Annotated in this window: 19 protein-coding genes; all 19 read right to left on the reverse strand. The window is 46.2% G+C overall.

What is annotated here, in order from left to right:
- Positions 1 to 4 precede the first annotated feature (4 nt).
- Positions 5 to 760: an SDR family NAD(P)-dependent oxidoreductase gene (locus PREDE_RS10785; protein WP_005847362.1), complete on the reverse strand. Its 756-nt coding sequence runs from the start codon at positions 758 to 760 to the stop codon at positions 5 to 7.
- Positions 757 to 1,794: a ketoacyl-ACP synthase III gene (locus tag PREDE_RS10790; RefSeq protein ID WP_005847364.1), complete on the reverse strand. Its 1,038-nt coding sequence runs from the start codon at positions 1,792 to 1,794 to the stop codon at positions 757 to 759. The genes PREDE_RS10785 and PREDE_RS10790 overlap by 4 nt, the downstream gene beginning before the upstream one ends.
- On the reverse strand, positions 1,794 to 2,024 hold the full coding sequence (locus PREDE_RS10795; RefSeq protein WP_005847366.1) for an acyl carrier protein: 231 nt from the start codon (positions 2,022 to 2,024) through the stop codon (positions 1,794 to 1,796). The genes PREDE_RS10790 and PREDE_RS10795 overlap by 1 nt, the downstream gene beginning before the upstream one ends.
- Positions 2,025 to 2,037: 13 nt before the next feature.
- The gene (locus PREDE_RS10800; RefSeq protein ID WP_005847368.1) at positions 2,038 to 2,682 is read right to left on the reverse strand and encodes a PglD-related sugar-binding protein; all 645 of its coding nucleotides are present in this window, start codon (positions 2,680 to 2,682) and stop codon (positions 2,038 to 2,040) included.
- Positions 2,683 to 2,727: 45 nt separating this feature from the next.
- On the reverse strand, positions 2,728 to 3,336 hold the full coding sequence (locus PREDE_RS10805) for a sugar transferase (RefSeq protein ID WP_005847370.1): 609 nt from the start codon (positions 3,334 to 3,336) through the stop codon (positions 2,728 to 2,730).
- On the reverse strand, positions 3,329 to 4,429 hold the full coding sequence (locus PREDE_RS10810; protein ID WP_015310483.1) for a glycosyltransferase family 4 protein: 1,101 nt from the start codon (positions 4,427 to 4,429) through the stop codon (positions 3,329 to 3,331). Before PREDE_RS10810 ends, PREDE_RS10805 begins: the two co-directional genes overlap by 8 nt.
- A 45-nt stretch (positions 4,430 to 4,474) precedes the next feature.
- A complete protein-coding gene (locus PREDE_RS10815; RefSeq protein WP_005847374.1) occupies positions 4,475 to 5,371 on the reverse strand; it encodes a glycosyltransferase family 2 protein in 897 nt (298 codons plus the stop codon).
- A 24-nt stretch (positions 5,372 to 5,395) separates the two neighbouring features.
- Positions 5,396 to 6,553: an EpsG family protein gene (locus PREDE_RS10820; RefSeq protein ID WP_235777527.1), complete on the reverse strand. Its 1,158-nt coding sequence runs from the start codon at positions 6,551 to 6,553 to the stop codon at positions 5,396 to 5,398.
- A gap of 36 nt (positions 6,554 to 6,589) precedes the next feature.
- Positions 6,590 to 7,612, reverse strand: coding sequence for a hypothetical protein (locus PREDE_RS10825; RefSeq protein WP_005847376.1), 1,023 nt, complete (start codon positions 7,610 to 7,612; stop codon positions 6,590 to 6,592).
- 74 nt (positions 7,613 to 7,686) lie between these two features.
- Positions 7,687 to 8,634 carry a glycosyltransferase family 2 protein gene (locus PREDE_RS10830; RefSeq protein ID WP_005847377.1) on the reverse strand — a complete coding sequence of 316 codons (948 nt, stop codon included), beginning with the start codon at positions 8,632 to 8,634 and terminating at the stop codon, positions 7,687 to 7,689.
- The gene (locus PREDE_RS10835) at positions 8,631 to 9,638 is read right to left on the reverse strand and encodes an acyltransferase family protein (RefSeq protein WP_005847378.1); all 1,008 of its coding nucleotides are present in this window, start codon (positions 9,636 to 9,638) and stop codon (positions 8,631 to 8,633) included. Before PREDE_RS10835 ends, PREDE_RS10830 begins: the two co-directional genes overlap by 4 nt.
- A gap of 58 nt (positions 9,639 to 9,696) precedes the next feature.
- Positions 9,697 to 10,644 carry a glycosyltransferase family 2 protein gene (locus tag PREDE_RS10840; protein ID WP_005847379.1) on the reverse strand — a complete coding sequence of 316 codons (948 nt, stop codon included), beginning with the start codon at positions 10,642 to 10,644 and terminating at the stop codon, positions 9,697 to 9,699.
- 17 nt (positions 10,645 to 10,661) lie between these two features.
- Entirely contained in the window at positions 10,662 to 11,234 is a 573-nt protein-coding gene (locus PREDE_RS10845) for a serine O-acetyltransferase (protein ID WP_005847380.1), read from the reverse strand.
- A 204-nt stretch (positions 11,235 to 11,438) separates the two neighbouring features.
- Entirely contained in the window at positions 11,439 to 12,458 is a 1,020-nt protein-coding gene (locus PREDE_RS10850; protein ID WP_015310485.1) for a glycosyltransferase family 4 protein, read from the reverse strand.
- A gap of 12 nt (positions 12,459 to 12,470) precedes the next feature.
- Positions 12,471 to 13,322 carry a glycosyltransferase family 2 protein gene (locus PREDE_RS10855; RefSeq protein WP_005847383.1) on the reverse strand — a complete coding sequence of 284 codons (852 nt, stop codon included), beginning with the start codon at positions 13,320 to 13,322 and terminating at the stop codon, positions 12,471 to 12,473.
- Positions 13,322 to 14,263 carry a glycosyltransferase family 2 protein gene (locus tag PREDE_RS10860; protein WP_005847384.1) on the reverse strand — a complete coding sequence of 314 codons (942 nt, stop codon included), beginning with the start codon at positions 14,261 to 14,263 and terminating at the stop codon, positions 13,322 to 13,324. Before PREDE_RS10860 ends, PREDE_RS10855 begins: the two co-directional genes overlap by 1 nt.
- On the reverse strand, positions 14,233 to 15,465 hold the full coding sequence (locus PREDE_RS10865; RefSeq protein WP_015310486.1) for a glycosyltransferase: 1,233 nt from the start codon (positions 15,463 to 15,465) through the stop codon (positions 14,233 to 14,235). Before PREDE_RS10865 ends, PREDE_RS10860 begins: the two co-directional genes overlap by 31 nt.
- Positions 15,458 to 17,002: a lipopolysaccharide biosynthesis protein gene (locus PREDE_RS10870; protein WP_005847387.1), complete on the reverse strand. Its 1,545-nt coding sequence runs from the start codon at positions 17,000 to 17,002 to the stop codon at positions 15,458 to 15,460. The genes PREDE_RS10865 and PREDE_RS10870 overlap by 8 nt, the downstream gene beginning before the upstream one ends.
- 30 nt (positions 17,003 to 17,032) lie before the next feature.
- Positions 17,033 to 18,094, reverse strand: a complete 1,062-nt coding sequence (locus PREDE_RS10875; RefSeq protein WP_005847389.1) for an acyltransferase family protein — start codon at positions 18,092 to 18,094, stop codon at positions 17,033 to 17,035.
- Positions 18,095 to 18,114 lie beyond the last annotated feature (20 nt).

The following is an 18,114-nucleotide window of genomic DNA, read 5'->3' on the forward strand; positions in this document are numbered from 1 at the left end:
TCGTTTATTTTACAGATACTCCCCCGTCTATCACAAGACTTTCTCCTGTCATCCAAGAAGAAGCATCTGACAATAAATAAATTGCACCGTTGGCTATATCTTCAGAAGTGCCATATCTCTTCAGTAGGTACCTCTGTTTATCTTGTGCCAATTGTTCTTCTGTGATGGTTCCGCGATGGATAAAGGGAGTGTCAACCATTCCTGGGCAGATGCTGTTCACTCTGATTTTTCGTGGAGCAAACTCTTTGGCACAGAATTTCATGATAGAGTTCAATGCCGCTTTTGACGCTCCATAAATTGAATTTCCGCCACTGAAAATTTGGTTGCCTCCCAAAGATGACAAGATTACGATAGAACCATTCTTACTGATGAGTTTCTTCTTATACAGCAAACGTATTAATTCTGTAGGTGCAAAGAAGTTCGTCAGGAAAAGATCCATGAACTTGTCCTTGGTGGCAAACTGGAATGGCAAAGTTAAGCCTTTGCCTACACAAACGACGACTCCATCCAACGTTGGCAATTCGGCTGTTAATTGCTCTAAATCATTGTCATCACAAATATCAGCGATAATTTGAAGATGCCTATCTGCATGAGGCATTTCCTGTGCGGTTTGAGCCAACCTTTCCTTGTTTCTTGCGGTAAGAATTACAGAAGCATCCATTCTGGCACACCTTATGGCTATTTCTTTTCCTATACCTGATGATGCTCCCGTGACAAGGATCTGTTTCCCTGCCAAAGAAAAAGGATTGAAGTCTATCATAATTCAACCAAATTTGAAATTACAATTTTTCTTGTTTGAAATGCCACAGTACCCCAAGAGAGCCCGACTCCAAAACCGCAACCGATAATCTTCGTGTCCTTGGCTTCTACTTGTTGTTTCAATTGTGTTACTATGGTTAGGGGAATAGAAGCAGAAGAGGTGTTTCCAAACTCATGAAGACTATAAGGCACTTTCTTTTCTTCCAACTTTAGTTTTTTCCGAATGGTTTCATTCATTTTGAAATTAGCTTGGTGGAAGACGAAGTAATCGTAGTCTTGATAATCAAATCCGTAAGTAGAAGCCAACTTCTTGATAGACTTTGGAGCTATGGTCATGCCAAAAGCAAAGACATCCATTCCTTTCATTCTGGTCTGCAGTGAGTGCCTGAAACGTCCGTCCTCACACTCCTCCACATCCAGAGAGTGTGGGGTGAACGGATTGCGTGTACCGCCCGCAGGACGGATAATAGCATCATATCCACTGCCATCAGTACCTAAATTGAACTTAAAAGTATCAGAAAAGTCTTCGTCATATTCCAATGCTGTGGCTGTGCAGGCATAACCAAATAGTTGGTCTGGCTCTTCTGCTGCATGTTTGCGGGCATCACCTGCCAACAACAAACCTTTTTTGAAAGCACCAGTCTGCATGAGACTCATCATATTGGCTAAACCATATACCCAGCCAGAGCACCCCAAAGAAATATCCATTGCAAAGCATTCCTTTTTTAACCCAAGTTTGCCATGTAAGACGCAGGCGGTAGCCGGCAAGATATAATCAGGGGTCTGTGATACGAAAATCAGAAGATCAACGTCTTCTGCCGACCAAGACAAATCTGCCATGAGTTGTTTTGCAGCAGCAAGTCCTAAATCGGAAGTCGTGAAATCATTGGAAAAACGTTTTTCTCTAACACCGGTAATGGCAACAAAACTCTCGGCATCATATTTCCCAGTGGTGGAAACAGAGCGTTCTATATGTTTGGGAACACCAGCAGAGATACCAGCAAGTCTTACCTTTCTTAATTCCAAAAAAGCCATTAAAGTTTACTCTTTACCGTATTAAATAATTCTTCTACAGTGACGGAATTCTTGATGTCCTCACCCTTGATAGCCACATCGTACTCTTCGTCGACCATTGCGATAACAGAGAGGGCTATTAGAGAAGACCATTCGTCCAACTCGTGAAATTTAGTATTTGCCTTAATCTCCTGAGCATCTGTCTCGTCAAACTGATTTGCAAAATTCTCAATAAAATCTTTTAATTCCATAACCTTGTTTTTATTAATACTTAAATAGTTTTGCAGGATTGCCAATATAAACGCCACCGTCCTTTGGCTTGGTGTACAATACAGAGCCTGGTCCTACAGCGACATGTCGCCCCACATGAATTCTCTGAAGAATGATAGCGCCAACGCCAACCAGATTCTGCTGCTTTATTTTAACTTCTCCAGATATACGCGCCGCAGGCATGATGACATTAAAATCTCCAATCTCTACGTTGTGTCCTAACACGACAGAGCCATTCATCACATTAAAATTCCCTATGGTCACGTCACACGATGCGACACATCTGGATTGGATGATGTTGCCTTTTCCCATCTTCAGGGAGCCCTTGTCCACTATCTTGAAATCTGGAGCAATGATATTTGGAAAATTAATCCGCTTGTTTGAAATCTTATCATAAACTCCCATAATGCTTTTAGGAGAGCCAATTGCTATGACAACCGAAAGTTCTTTCGGATAGTTGTTTAATTCTTCTACACCACCTAACACTTTCCCCAATGCTGATACCGAAGAGCCTTTCTCCTTGGCATCGTCAAAAAAACCAATGAGATTCCATTGCGGTTCCATCGCGTTGAGAGAAAGAATGAGATGGCCCACTTCACGGCCGAAACCACCTGCTCCGAAAATAGCTATGTCTTGCATCGTATTTATTTTTGCGACAAAATTAAGCAAAAAAACTGGAAACCATTAATTGTTGCCGTTGAAAGCCTCCATGGTGGCCGACGTTTTGGAACTGATGCCCTCACGTTTCACCACGGTCTTAATGGTAAGCCATAATACGGTAAGGTCTACAGCCAATGAGAGATGGTCCACATACCACACATCGTAGCAGAATTTGTCTGTCCAGCTTATAGTGTTGCGTCCGTGGCACTGTGCCCATCCCGTGATGCCCGGCCTCACCTCATGACGACGATCCTGCTCTTTGGAATAGAGAGAAAGATATTGTGGCAGTAGAGGTCGCGGGCCTATTAGCGCCATGTCTCCCTTGAGTACATTGATAAGCTGAGGCAGCTCGTCCATCGAGGTTGATCGTACGAAGCGCCCTGCCCGCGTAAGCCGTTGCCCGTCGGGTAGCAGCTCTCCATTGGCATTACGTTCGTCGGTCATGGTTTTGAATTTGATAACATGGAATATCCGCCCGTGCAGCCCGGGCCGCTCTTGGAAGAAGAACGCGCCGGCACCTTTGTTGGCAAAGTGCAGCCACACTGTAATGACTAGCAACAGAGGGGAGAGAAGTATGATGCCTACCATTGAGATACAGAAATCCAGTATACGTTTGAAGAAATGTCTATACATGCAGTTGAGTTTTTAAATACACATTCTCGTATGCCTCCACCATCTTGCTAACGTCATACTGGCAAGCCCGTTCATAGCAGCCGCCGGCAATCTGTTGATAGTATGAGGCGTCTTCAGCCAGTCTGTTGATAGTTGAGGCTAATTCTTTATCATTCTCATGCTCAAACAACACGCCGTACCCCTTGGTCACCTCCCGCAGTCCGTTCACATCCGATGCCACAAATGGCTTTCCCGCACTCATTCCTTCGATATTGCTCAGGCTCAGCCCCTCCCAATGAGAGGACATGACCACTATATCGGCCGCCTGCAGCACCTGTGGGATGTCGGTGCGCAGTCCGAGAAACCGTACATTGTCGGCTACGCCCAGTTGCTTGGCCAGTGTCTTCACGGTCTCCATGCGTGTGCCGATGCCGGCAAACCATACCTCGAAACACTCCTTGTCCAATAGCGACATGGCACGGACGATGGTGTCCTGGTCTTTGGCTTCGCGGAAACCGGCCACCATCAGCACGGCTTTTCGATCGCCTTTGGCTTCGAGAAGCGAATGGTCAGGCTCGGCACGGTGGATGGCCTCTACGTCCACGCCGTTGTTGATGGTGGAGATGCGGGTGTATTTCTTTGAGTGCTTGTCGAGCCATGTCCCCCCCATATACTCGCGGAGCTTCTTTTCGGCAATTTCACTGATGCAGACCACATGGTCGTACTGCCCATACATCCAGCTCTCGATGGGAGCATACCACTTCCAACCGCGTTTGCGGTTGGAAGTGGTATGCTCTGTGGAGACTAGCTCCACAGAGCATAACACTCTGGCAATGGCAGTGAAAAGCTGTGGCGAGGAATTGTGGGTATGCACGAGATCGTAGTGGCGCATGAGTCGCACCAGCTTGAAAATGTATAATGGATTGTACGTGCCACTCCCCATCCGATACACCCTAACGCTGGGTTCCAGCTCCTTGTAGAAAGGCGTCTCTATGCCATCGAATACAGCAATGTCCACCTGATGGCCTCGCGCCACCAAGCCGTTGGCCAGTTCCACCACGATATGCTCGGCCCCTCCCATGCGGAGAGAGGTTATGACTTGAAGTATTTTCATTTGTGGCTATGTTTCTGTTTTCCCCACATTGGCAATGCTGCCGATTCAAAGTTTGTCCCTGTAGTGCATGGCCAGACCGATGGGCCAAAACACTAACCAAGGCCAGCTTATACGGGGCACCATGCTGTTGTGCTCATTTCTGATTTGCATACAATGCCGAAATCTGAAATAGTTAACTGCTGCTTTCACTTTTTGTGCAAAGGGAAGGGTATAGCCAAGCATCTCGGCGTAGGTCATGCAGGAAGCGACGGGGCTGTGCATGCGAATCCGGACGATGTTAGCCGTTAGTCCGCTTTCCAGATAGTCCCGGCAGTAAACCACTTCTTCATAAAAGTACAGTTTGTACTTCTGGGCTATTCTGAACCATACCAACTGCTCCGGGCAGAACCGCTCGCCAGGCTGTTCTGGGAAAGGAAACTCACGCAGCACGTCTGTGCGGAACACCTCGCATATATCTCCGCGAACACCATACTGGTATCGCAGGGCTATCTCGTCTGCCTTGATAGGCTGTTGTGTCTGTCCTCTGCCAATTGTGGTTATACGATGACCGTTTCGATGGGCCATGCAGAAAGCAAGGCCGCCGCATGTAGCGTCTGTAGCTGGCACCCCGCTTTCCAACCATCTTCTTGTTATCTTCTCCATGGCATTCGCAGGCAACTCGTCGTCAGAGTCGAGTATCAGCACAAGTTCGCCATGTGCCATCTGCACTCCAAGATTTACAGCCGTATGCTTCCCTCCATTCTTTTTTTTCCTATAACGAATGGGAAAAGACACTGCAGATGCTTTTGTCCACGCAGCAACTATAGCTTCTGTATCATCATCGCTACCGTCGTCTATGATGATCCATTCAAAGACCGCAACTGTTTGTTGGCACAAGGTCTTAAAGATTTGTGGCAGACAAGTGCTTCGGTTGTAGGTTGGGGTAAGTATAGACAGCATCATATTTGCAGGAGAACAATCAGAGTATTAATATTTGTCTATGAGTTTGTCTTTCTTCATGGGTCCAAAAACCGGACGGTACAGTTTGTCGTCGTCATAGTGATGATCATATTCGTATCGTTCCCAAATGGCATCTTCTGTTCGTACGCCGTCGGTCAGGAAAGATTTATAAGGTCGGAGTTGTATTCCCCATCCCCAAAGTATCCGCAAATAGAGTAGGACGGCTACGAGTGTTATCATCTTTCTTATATCGCCTTTTCTTCTATCTTTGGCCATAATCTCAGCCATGGTGCATACGACCCCTATCAGAAAATACCAGCTCATTCGACCTCCATCCAAGAACCGGACAAAAAAGCAAAGAATGAAAACAAAGGCCAAGGCGATGTTCATCATGCAGAGCGAAAGCCTGTTTTTACCGATCGTATCATAACGTTTCAAAATGAAATATAGAAAGAAGGCTGCTTCTATGATGTAGGCGTAACGCGTTGTGTTTGCCCCACTTGCCGACAAATTGGCTTTTTCCTCATTCACCGCACCTCCAATAGTAGAAAAAAGGAAAGTAGAAAGCGGTGTTAGGCCTAAGATTAACGACCAAATGATAACGGTTAATATCTGCTTTCTGCTAAAACGATGGCTTGCTATGAAATATATACCCGAGAATAGCAAGGCACTGTTATGGAACAACATGGCGAGTATAATGATGGCAAAAAAGGGGATGGGCCGTCTTTGTATCGCATAGGGAATAGCAAACCATGCTATACACAGAGCCAGCACCTGGCGGAGATAGGTGAAAGTGAAAAAGTAATAGATGCAGAACAGCAAGAAGAAAGCCATGATGGGATAACGGCTGTATCTTGTGATATGCCGGAACAGAAACAGATAGACCACCAGTGTAGTGACGAGAATGAAGATATAGCGGTTGGAAGTGACGTAGGTCAGCAGATAGTTGTACAAGGCATACCCCTGCTCCTTTTCTGCATAGATAAATGCAGCTGTAGAGAACAAGGGGATTCCCCTTGCGCGGTCGTCTGCCGTACCATCGAATATCTCGGCATAGATATATCGGTCGTATCCACCAAGCATGTCTCCCAAGCCGCATATCAAAGTGATGGCAAACACCCACAAGGCAAGCGGCCATAGGTGTTCCTGCTGACGCAGGGGAGAGGTGGTCTGCATGATATACATGATGGCAGCAAGTGCTACAATATATATTAGCATAGTTCAGTCTAATGTTATTTCTTGATAATCGGCTCCATTAAGTATAGCTGCCCGATATGGAAAGCCGCTATGGTACATCAATCTGTCACGTACCAAATAAACTGTCGAGGCATAGCTAAGCATATAATAGTCAACAAACGACTTCATGTAAGTCTGTTTGTTTGCGTCATGTGTAAATCCCATGTGCACCACTTTGCCAGGGATGAGATACAGCCACGAATCGTAGGCCTCGAGTCCATGGCCGTGTACTGATGCTTTCAGGCTCTCTAAAAATGTAGCACTGTCGGCTGTCACCAAGATTTTCTTTCCAGGTTGCTTTTGGTGCATTCTGTTTACGCAGGCTATGCAGCGTTGGACAAACAGCCCTTTTTCTCTCTCGTCAAGCGTTTCCCCTCCTTCTTTAAAGTCGCCCAAGAGCTGGCGAAAGCGGAATGTCATGGAAATATAGTTTCTTTTTCCACCTATATGTTGCAGGTGGTAATTTATCTGTTCCTGTAGTTCTTGCGTCGGGACAAACAATTCCTTGAACAGTTTGCCATACCGCTTCTCCTCTGTGGCCATGTTGGAGTAAACATGTATTTGCTCTGCGTCTTTCTTGATGAAACTTCGCAGCAGTAGCCGTTGGGCCATTCTCTGCAAAGGGTTTTCTAAACGATGGTGATAGGTCAACAGTGTGCAGGGATAGCATCGCCGCATGTCCCATATGATGTCCTGCCCGTCAATGCGCCAGTCGTATTTGTTGGGTTTCAGATAGTCTTGCAAGTGCAAGGGTTCAAATACGATTCTGAAAGGCAGTCCCTGCCTTTTGCATTCTGCATATATGGAGGTGATGGCTCGCAACCGGTCGGATAGTCCGCCAGAGAATGTTGTCTCCGGCTGTACCATGTAAACAACCGTTTTCGGCTGTTTGCTTGGCCGTGGTTCATGACTGGCCGCAGCCCTCTCGTGGTACATTGGTCTAAACAGCGACCGTCTGAACCGATAGTTGCTGACCAGAATGGGCAAGACGTAGAGCGTCTTGTTCATGAGCCCGTACAGAGCTCGCCCGATTCTTCCCTGTCTGTATTTCGATTCTTCCACGATGTTTTGGAGTCAGTATTTCAGTATGAAATCTTTTTCCACCTGTTCACCAACAGGAGATATACCCATTCACGATTGGCCAGCAGAAGAAATAGGTCTGCTTTCTTCCGATGGGCCTTGCCTGCCGGGTAGAGCCCTTTCTTCCGAAAGATTTGTAACATGGCCCTAACTTCTGTCTTGGTATAGTCCAGCGGGAGCAGGCTGAAGAGGAAACCCGAAACAGAATAGTTCAGCCAAGCGCGATAGGCCGGGCAGAAGCGTCTGCCTTGGTACTTGCTGACGAGCTGTCCGAAATGACAGATGGTCTTCAGCGAGTTGTCTACATTGCGATGAATATTTTCCCTTGTCGGCTTGCGCATCACGGAATTCTGGTTGTCGTCACAATAGTGGTAAGCCATGATGTGGGTCGTTTTCACCCGTCTGAGCATGGGATAGAGCTGCATAAGGAACAGCCAGTCCTCCTGCGAGCAAAGGTCGGCCTCAAATCTAATGTGGTTTGTTTCTATTGCAGACCTCTTGATAATCTTGCTCCAAAGATAGCCGTCGAAACGCCCCTGCACTATGTAGTCTTCCCCGCTGCCTTCAAAACTGCCGTGGAGAGTTTCTTCGTCATGCAGCACCGTCATCATATCGGTGTCTGGTGCCTCGGCCAGTGCCAAACAGATCTGTGGAATGCAGCCTTCATGGACATAGTCGTCTGCATCCACAAACCAGACGTATTCGCCTTTTGCCTCCTGCAGAAGTCGATTCCGAGTCGCACCTACTCCCTCGTTGGGTTTGGAGCATGTCCGTATATTATCGTGCAGGTGGGAATATCGTTGTGCCAGGACAAGGGTGCCATCTGTAGATCCGTCGTCAACAATGACGACTTCCGTCCCGGCCATGTCTTGCCCACAGATGGAGTCAAGGCATCTGGGCAGGAATTGCTCGGCATTGTAGGCCGGTATGAGTATGGAAAGGAGAGTCATGCCTTGTCGGTGTAATACTGCCCGCCGAACAATAAGCGGTCTACCCATTTGTAACGTGCAAAGAACTGTATGGTTGCCAAGCACAATATCGACATGAATACGGATACCCATAGGGTATGCCAAACTTCATGACCTTGCCCCCAAGCTGTTATCGTTCCGGCTATATCTGCATATATTTCTATGATGAATATGGTCTGTATGATGTATACGCCCAAAGTATATTTGCCACAACAGGCCATCTTGGCAACGATACCATGGGGAGCATATTTCTCCACGTAATAGCATAGGCCGATGCACATGAGGCTTCCGGCTGCAGCCATTACAAATTTCGACAAAAGCAGCAGGGGTGTCGATGTTATGGATGCCATGGTGGGCAGGATTCCAAGCATAGTTACCATGTCTTTATGGCACAGAGCATAGAATGTGCTATATGCGGCAATGCTCACAAGTGTCAAGACCTTCATGTTGTCCATCAACCATTGAAACTTGCACTTCATGAAATAACCCATCCAAAAGAACGGGTACAGCCATGAGAATTGCAATGAGTAGGAATGCGGGATGGCCAGAATGGCAACATAGGACAGCACGAACAGCCAACCATCCTGCAACCGAGTCTGCTTCAAGACATAGAACAATACATAGTTGGCAAACAGCGTCTTGAGGAACCAGGAATTGCCTATGAGTTCTGTTCGGACAGCATTGAAAGTCAGTTCCCTGAACAGAGCGATGTATAATATGCACAGCAAGGTGCAACTCAGGCAAGGAACCAACAATTGGGCGAACTTCTTTCTCAGTACAGAGACAAAACCATATTGTAAGGAGGATGCAACAAAAAATCCGCTCAACAGCATAAACAGCGGCATGTGAAAAGTATAAATCCAATCGTGGATGCTACGTGTATTGGCACTTTCACTGCCCGAACAGAGTATCACATGACCCCATACGACCAGAAAGATGGCTGTGAGTTTTGCCAAATCTAGGAAACGTATCCTTGTCTTTTCCATGTCTTTTAGCCTTTTGGGGTGATTAACTCTGGTTGTGAGTAATGTCCAATATTCATCTTTAATTGTTTAGCCCCAGATGATACTTGGCGAAGTTGCGTACGGCTCGGACAAATCCTATAGTTTTCAGCAAGCTCCGATTAGAGCAGCTTAAAAGGATCTTGTCTGTAAACTTTAGTCGGTAACCTGTTCGCCGGACATCTTCCTTGATTTGCTGCAAAAAGGGATGTTGCTTGTCTGCCAAGTCTTCGGGCGACGCATAGGCCACGCCGTACAGGCCATTGATGCGGCTTGAGAGGATGGCTTTCATGAAATGCTCCCGTTCGCGGGGGGGGATTGAGTGCACGCGACATTCGTCGAACAGGGCCTCATGGGCAATGGAGGCCTTCTTGGTGTGTGACACGCTCGTCAGGTTGCGCCTGAAATGGTATACCCGCTCGAAAACAAAGTGGGGTGCCCGGCTCAGCGAAAACATCACGCGAATGTTCATGATCATGTCTTCTTCGCCATCTATGCCACGTGGAAAGTCGAAGATCTCGTCAGAAAACAATGTCCGTCGGTAGAGCTTGGCCCAAGGAGTGGGTGGAAACAGTCTGCCCGTGATGGCGTTGCTCTTGCACTCTTCCAGCGTCAGCTCTTTCTTATGGATCGGCTTGTCAGGGAAACCTATCACCAAGTCGGTACCGTCCGACACTGCATAGAGCTTTTGCAAAGCATCCATGGGTAGCGTGTCGTCATCATCGACGAAGACCACCCACTCTCCATGTGCCTCCCTTACGCCGTTTCGTCGGGTGTGGTTGATGCCTTGGTTTGTTTGGTGCACCACCCTGACCCTGCTGTCTTCCATTGCATATTGGTCGCATATCATTCCACAATTGTCGGGACTTTCGTCGTCTATCAGTATCAGTTCAAAGTCCTCAAATGTCTGGGCCAGTATGCTGTCAACGCATTCCCTGATATATTTCTCGCCGTTATAGACGGGAACCACTACGGATATTTTGGTGCTCATAACCAGTCAGATTATATTTATTTAGCTTTGTTCCACGCCCTGTTCCATCGTCTCCACACCAGCCGCCCCGGCTCTTTCCGAGATATTTCACGGGCAGGATTCCCAGCCACGGTTACGCCGTCGGGTATGTCTTTAACCACCACAGCCCCTGCGCCGATGGTCACCCCGTTGCCGATGGTCACATCTTCAACAATGCAGACTGATGGACCGATGTAAACATTGTTGCCGATATGGGCGGCCGTCATGTACATACTCCCGATGGAAGTAAATTGATATATGTCAACATTGTCACCAATTACCGCGGAAGCATTGATGACAACAGGGCCTCCATGCACAATGCGGCATCCGTATCCAATCTCCGTCGTGCGCTCGATCACGATATGGTGCTTCATGGCACAATACCTATACAGCATTCTGCTTATCCCGCCTAACAAGACATTACTGCATTTGGCCAGCCGGAACCAAAACAAGAAGCGGAAGCCAACGTCGAGAAAAGTGGCCGTCCACATGCGGATTAGGCCCGCGTCCTTTCGCTCCTTGAAACGATAATAGTCGCTGCGTATATAGTCTAAGCATTCTTGGTATTGCATGTCTTTCCGTTGATGGAGAAGTCTTTGACGAGCCCGCGGTTGAGCATGGCCATTTGGATTTTGGAGAGTTTTATATTTTTACTCAATGTATCCGCATGCCGTACTGTTTATTCCCATCAAGTCAAATACAGAAACGATGCCATGCAAGATTTATGTACACTTTTATGGTATATTATGGCTATACCGCTTTCTATATGCCATACTTTAACAAGATGTTTTTATTATAGAAATGATAACTTTTTCTAGCTTAACAGAGCAAGCTCTCAAGGAATATTCTTTTTTTATATAATTCATCAGCTGTGGCTGAGCTTTCCCCTCTTTCATTAATTTGCAAATTGCTTGGCCTATTTCATCTATGCTATAAGGATTAACCAACTCTGCCATCCCTTTATAATACTCTTGCGGACCTCCCAAGTTTGTCATTAATATTTCTGCTCCGTATGCTGCTGCCTCCAAGGCAACAAGTCCAACTCCTTCATTAGTACTTGGTAATGCAAAAACTTTTGCCTTCTCGTAATAATGATTGAGTTTGTCATCTGGCAAAGTTCCTATGTATGAGATATTAGGGTAATTTCTTATTTGATCCAAGAGCAAAGTTTTATTATCTTCTCCATTGATAAATCCTGCTAATATTAGTCTAAACTGATATTTCTTTGCTGCTTCTATCAATCTTCTCACATTTTTATTTGGAGCGTCTAGTCTGCTCACATGAAAACAGAAGTCTTCTTTCTCGGGAAAATAATTTATGTCTTTATTTCTATATGAAAGAGGTACTATAAAGATACGTTTTCTCTTAATCTTGAAAACTTTAGTGAGAAAGTCTGCTTCATAATTTGAACGGACTAAATACGCATTCAACTGCTCAAAACCATAAAACAAATGCCTCATACCTCTAAAACCAGAGAAATGCTTGAACCATCCCAGCGAATATCTAGCTTTTATTCGAAACATATTCCAAGAAATACTTGGATCAGGATCCAATATTGGAGCAGAAATAACATGTTTGTTGTATTTTGAAATTTCATTAATTAGGGAAACGTGTTCTAATCCCATTCCTAATACTATAATCGCATCATAGTCTGCCCACTTGTATGAATCCCAGTAGTTAACAAGATCAACGGAATGCCCTAATAGTTCAAGACCATCTTTCCACATCTTTCCTTGATTTACAACACCACCAAGGAAAGCATGAGAAGAAGTACATAATGATATTGCTAATTTCATTTTTTCTATTAATTATATTCGACTCTTTTCGTTATTAATTAGAAAGAAGCCAAGTTCTCGAATCCATTTTGACTTAATTCTAATGTTTATAATCTTTAATATAGCTACATCTATTGTATAAATAATCTTCTTTACAGGTGGGATGTCCTCTATTTTATTCATCATCTTTCGATAAGGAGTCTCTCCATAACAATAGTCATTATAGTCTTCGAGCACACGCTTTGGAAAAATATTCTCTAATATTCCCCTAACTTCATCTCTTGACTTTTGCGTATTTTGTTCTGTGGCTCCTCCAGATTCAAAGATAGAAATACTCAAAGGTATATGTTTGTAAGTAGAATTGTTTAGGACTATCATTTCCATAAAGAATTTCCAATCAGCAGCAAATTTCATGCTCTCATCATAAGGATGTGTTTTTATTAAGTTTGTTTTAATAAATGTTGCTTGATGAAAAAGCGAGCGTATAAAAAAAATCTTTAATGTAACAAAATCCGGACTCCTAAGAAGTTTAGTGCCAATTTGTTGGTCTCCACTAATAATATCTTCTGTGAGGCTCATTCCTGCTACGTTTTCCAACACCCTTATGTTTGAGAAAATATCGCCAGAATTCAAGTATATACAATAATCACCTGTTGCCATTTTCGTACCTTTATTCATAGCTTGATAGATACCTCCGTCTGGTTCACTAACCCAATATGTCAAATCTGCCTCGTAACTCCTAATTATGTCTACACTACCATCGGTACTTCCACCATCTACAATTATGTATTCATAGTTCTTATAACTTTGGCCGATTACGCTCCTTATAGTATTTTGAAGTCCTTCCGCGTGATTAAAATTAACCGTAATAATGCTGAATTTCATTATATATAAGTTCTATATAGAATTGACAACTTGTCTTTTACAGAAAGATCGGTACTGCAATATATGGTTTTGAAGCATTTAATTCTTTTTATAAAAGAAACACTGTTAAGATGGGTAATTAATGATAGTTTATGGTATAATGGTAAAAATACATCAATATTTGAATGAAGGAACTGATTCTTTTCGTTCCTTGGTTCAATAGGTGTCAAGTTTTTTTTTAACCACTTATAGAAGAGCATCCTTGCTTGTACCTTTTCTTTTATCAATGTACTGTTACTTGAAATATTGATGCTGCTCCACCGAAACCTCACCAAATGTTCCTGACTGTTCACCACGCCGTGCCCTGCCATCATGATGGCCGTGGCATCATCTGACGCCCATGCCTTGGGAAAATCGACGAAGCCTCCCTTGGCCATTAGGGCCTGTCGCTTAAAAATATAATGAGGTATGCCGCCTTTCATGCCATGCAGCATATGGTAGGCAAACTCGTCTTTCGTCAGGTACTCCTTGTAGCAACGGTCTATTTCCTTGATGGTTCCATGAGCATCTGTCTGCAGAATGCGGGCACGGAACAGCTCGACTTTGGGGTATTTCCCGATGAGAGGAACAAATGCAGAGAGGAATGTCGGCTCATAAAGGTCGTCGTCGGTAGCCAGCACCACATACTCTCCCGAGGCATATTGCAAACAGCGGTTCCATTGCCCGACAAGGTTTCGCCCGCCCAGGTTCTTTTCATTCCGATGATAGACGACACGGTTGTCCCGGAATTCCTTCATGATTTCTCCAAGCGGCTCCGGCGAGCAGTCGTCCACTACAATCAGTTCAAAGTTCCGATAGTCCTGCCGCAGGATGGATCTCACGGCCTCTGCAAGGTATCTGCCTTTCCAGGCGGGCAGGACAAATGAGAACTTTACCGAATGATGCTCTTGAGAATTTCGCATCGGTTCTGTTTTAATGCTGCCAAAGAAAACTGAGTTTGTACGCGGTGACGTGCCGCCTGCACGAAAGCGTTGGCCAAGGCAGAGTCCTGCAAACGCAGGATTCCGTCTACAAAAGCATCGGGATCGTCAGCAATGAAGCACTCCTTGCCCGAGACAAAGGGCAGTCCCTCTGCGCCGACCTGTGTTGAGACAAACGGCACGCCGTTGGCCGCGGCCTCCAGTATCTTCATGCGGATGCCGCTTCCAATCCTGATGGGCACAATCATGACGGTGTTGGTCAAAGCCTCTTGCAAATGGTCCACGAAGCCCAGAAACTTTATGTTTTTGTATCGGCTGGCGAGGCTTGTCTTCGTCGTTTCATTCCAGTTGCCGATGATTTGGAACTGATATGCTGGGTCTTTTTGGAGCAGACGGGGCCAACATGCCGACAAAAACCACTGGATGCCTTTCTGGTTGGGGAGGTGAAACTCTGGGCCGACGAAAGAAACGGTCTTTTCCATCTTGGTGATCTCCTCGGCCTTTGGGGCTGTATTGACGATGGCAAACGAAGAGTGCACGGGTACGTTCACGCCCTCGCGGAGCAGTTTCTCCTTGTCGGTCTCCGACAAAGTGACGATGGCATCATATCTGTTCAGCAAGCCAATCTCCTGTATTTTGTTCAGTTCTACAGCCGCCCTCCGATAGAGATTCTCGCCGTAGGTCTTGAGTTCCAGCTCGTTTCTGACAAACCGAAGTTCGTGATGCACGAATACTTTCTTGACCGATTGCGGCAATCCGAGGACAATGGACATGACCCATGGCATCTCCACCTGCACGATGGATATGCTGTGTTTGCTGATGATTTCATGAACGTATCTGAGAAAATCTTCGGAGAAAACAGGTTCCACCGTCTTTTCTTCAAAGGGGTCTTGCACTCTCAGTCGGTCGCTTCCGGTCCGGTAGTACAGCGAGAGGGCAATCCTGTTTTTCAGGGGAAGGCGTGCGGACTTGACGGGCAAATACGGCAAAAGGGTGACATCCGGCCCAATCTCTTGCTCAAATTCGTGGAAATATTTCTCGCCCATCCGGCTTGTGAAGAGCACATAAACATGATACTCTTCCCTGATGGCCTGTATGCCATGAAAGATGGCCTGTGCACCGCCGTTGGTCAGCGGGTAAGGAATAAAAGGCTCAATCAGTAGGATATTTGGTTTGTTATCCATGGATCTTGCGCGACAACAGCAAATGGCCGACAAACCCTTTCATGCCCATGCCAAAGAAATAAAACAGGATAAAACTCGTGACAAACATGCAGGGCGCAAATGCCAGTGTCTGGAGCAACCAGTTCTTCCAGGACAAGGAGCCGTCTATGCCCGCATGCCCCGCAAGAAAACTGGAAAGAAAATATGCGGCAAGGAGCAAGGCAGTATAGTCGGCAACCAACAACCAATACGTGTAGAAGCGGCGTTTCAGCCCTTTGGAGAATAGAAAATAGGGTTTCCAGACATTGACAATGAGTGCGAGCGAGGCCACCGGGCCGCACAGTACGCCGACCAATCCATACCTGCTGCCCAGCGCCATGGCTACCAACACGAAAATAATAGTTTCTGCAAACGGTGCCCATACATCTGAGAAGAGGCCGTAGCCATTGGAGAACTGCTCGTTGGTGCCTCGCGACATGTTGAAGAATGTCTGGATGCAGATGAGCAAAACCACCAGTTGCGACAGCATGTATTGCTTGCCCAGCCAAACGGAAATGAAATTGGAGGCAAGATAAAAAATGCAGCAACACAGTGAGCCGGCAATGTAATATCTGATACTGAGTAGCTCTTTATACATGCGGAAAATATGCTCCCGGTTTCCCTCGGCTATCAGACTGCCCACCCCGGCCCCCGTGCTGTCGAGCACACCGCCTATGAATCCTTTTACCTGTGTGGCCACAGACATGTAGTTGTTATAGAATGTTACAACGACCAGAGACACATAGCCATAGATCAGCAGAGGGGTAATTTGGAACTGTACGAAGCTGCCTATCTTGTGAATGAACAGCTGCCCGATATATTTCCCGATGGTGGGATATTTCTTGAACAGCTGCCTTCCTTTCTTGATTTCTGTGCGCAACCAAGGATAGACGGCATTCACCCTCCATCTTAAAACCAAGGCATAAGCAATGCCAAACAAGATTTCAATGACCAGATACAACACATAGTTGGCTGTATAGTAGGCAATGGCCATCTGTATGGAGGTCTTGACAAGTCCAATGATTTGGAAATACCCGGTTATCTCATACCCTCTTTGGTCAGCCCAAAGCAGATTCTGCTTGTAGTTGCAGAAATAACCCAGCAATGCAGAGAAGAGGAAAGAGAAGAAAGCTAAATAGATAATTTCCCAGGAAAAGCTGGTGTCTGGAAATATCATGGGCAGGAAACACGACAGCACCACGCCCCCAATGAGGATGAACAAGCCTATCATACGGTAGAGATAACCCAGCACGCTGATAATCTCGTTGATGTCGTGGCGGTTCTTGTCATAGATAGGTTTGTAGAGTACTACGCTGATGGCCTGTCCCACGCCAAGCTCCGCCAGGTTGAGGAAACCCAGCAGACTTGCCAGAGTGCTCGACAGCCCCAGGAATTCGGCCCCCAGATGGTCTATGAATATCTTTCTGGAAAAGAAAGTCATGAACAGTCCAAGTGTATAACATATCGTGTTGACCTTGGCGTTCAGCAGGCTTTTCTTGATTCTTGAATCGGCTTCCATTTCTTAGTTTTCCTGATGCGTGCTCTTGCCTCAGCCGTTTGGCTTCTTGTTTTTCCTGCCCAGCAGCAAGAGGGACAGTGCGTTGCTTGATCTCAACACGCGGGTGGCAAGGAGGGACAGCACGCAGATGATGCATGCGACGGCCGCTCCATATAGCAGCTGCGCTGTACTGGCCATGCTTCCGTGAAACGCGTCTTCCTGCATGCCGCGGATGACATACGCGCCTACTTGGGGTATGGAAATGACGAAATAAAAGTGCAGGATATAAACTTCGAGTGAGTGTCGCCCAAGGCCTTTCAGCCATTCCACAAACCTGCCGGACGTGAATCTGGACTTGAACAAGTAATGCGCACAGATGATGCCGCAGTAAGGCACAAGTAGATAAGCCGTTTGGGTAGCCCATTCGCTCTGGTTGGACGCATTTGTGATAAATGTGCCGCAGCAGAAAAGAACCAAAGCCACGGTGTAGCACCAATTGCTGTCGAGCAGTTTCTTCAACGAAAAATAGCGGCTGCAGAAGATACCAAAGACAAAATATTGAAAGTGCAACATGTGTTCCGAGTCCCATAGCACGTCTACGATGTCCCCGCGGTGTTTCCACGACAATATCTTGATAACTTGTACCAGAACCATATAATAGGCGATGTCCACCCCCACAACAAGCCGCCGGTGCCCTTTCAGGCCTCGCTGCCTGACGAGCTCATAAGGCAGACTCATCAGGATGAAAATGAACAGGGTACGGAGAAACCAATATTTCGTGAAAGGTTCGCCGGTGATGGCCATGAACGTCAAGCCTGCCACGAAAAACGGTATTAAGAGCGTGTATGTCTTCCGCCATAGATAGCCGGGAAGCATGTTCGCAGCAAAAGGTCTGGATGGTGAGACCAGCAGACAGCCTGAAATCCAAAACAGCAGGGGCATGTGGAAACTGTAGATTACATGCCACCAAAGCAATACCGCCGGCGTATCCGTAGCTTCGGGCACGTAGAAACCTGCCCCATAGCTGTCGAACGACCATGCGATGACGTGCCCCATTACCACGAGGAACATGCCGAAGCCCTTGAGGGCGTCTATATATTCTACATGTTCCATACGTCCCATAGGGCTTGTTT

It is taken from the genome of Prevotella dentalis DSM 3688, from assembly GCF_000242335.1.
GTDB lineage: Bacteria > Bacteroidota > Bacteroidia > Bacteroidales > Bacteroidaceae > Prevotella > Prevotella seregens.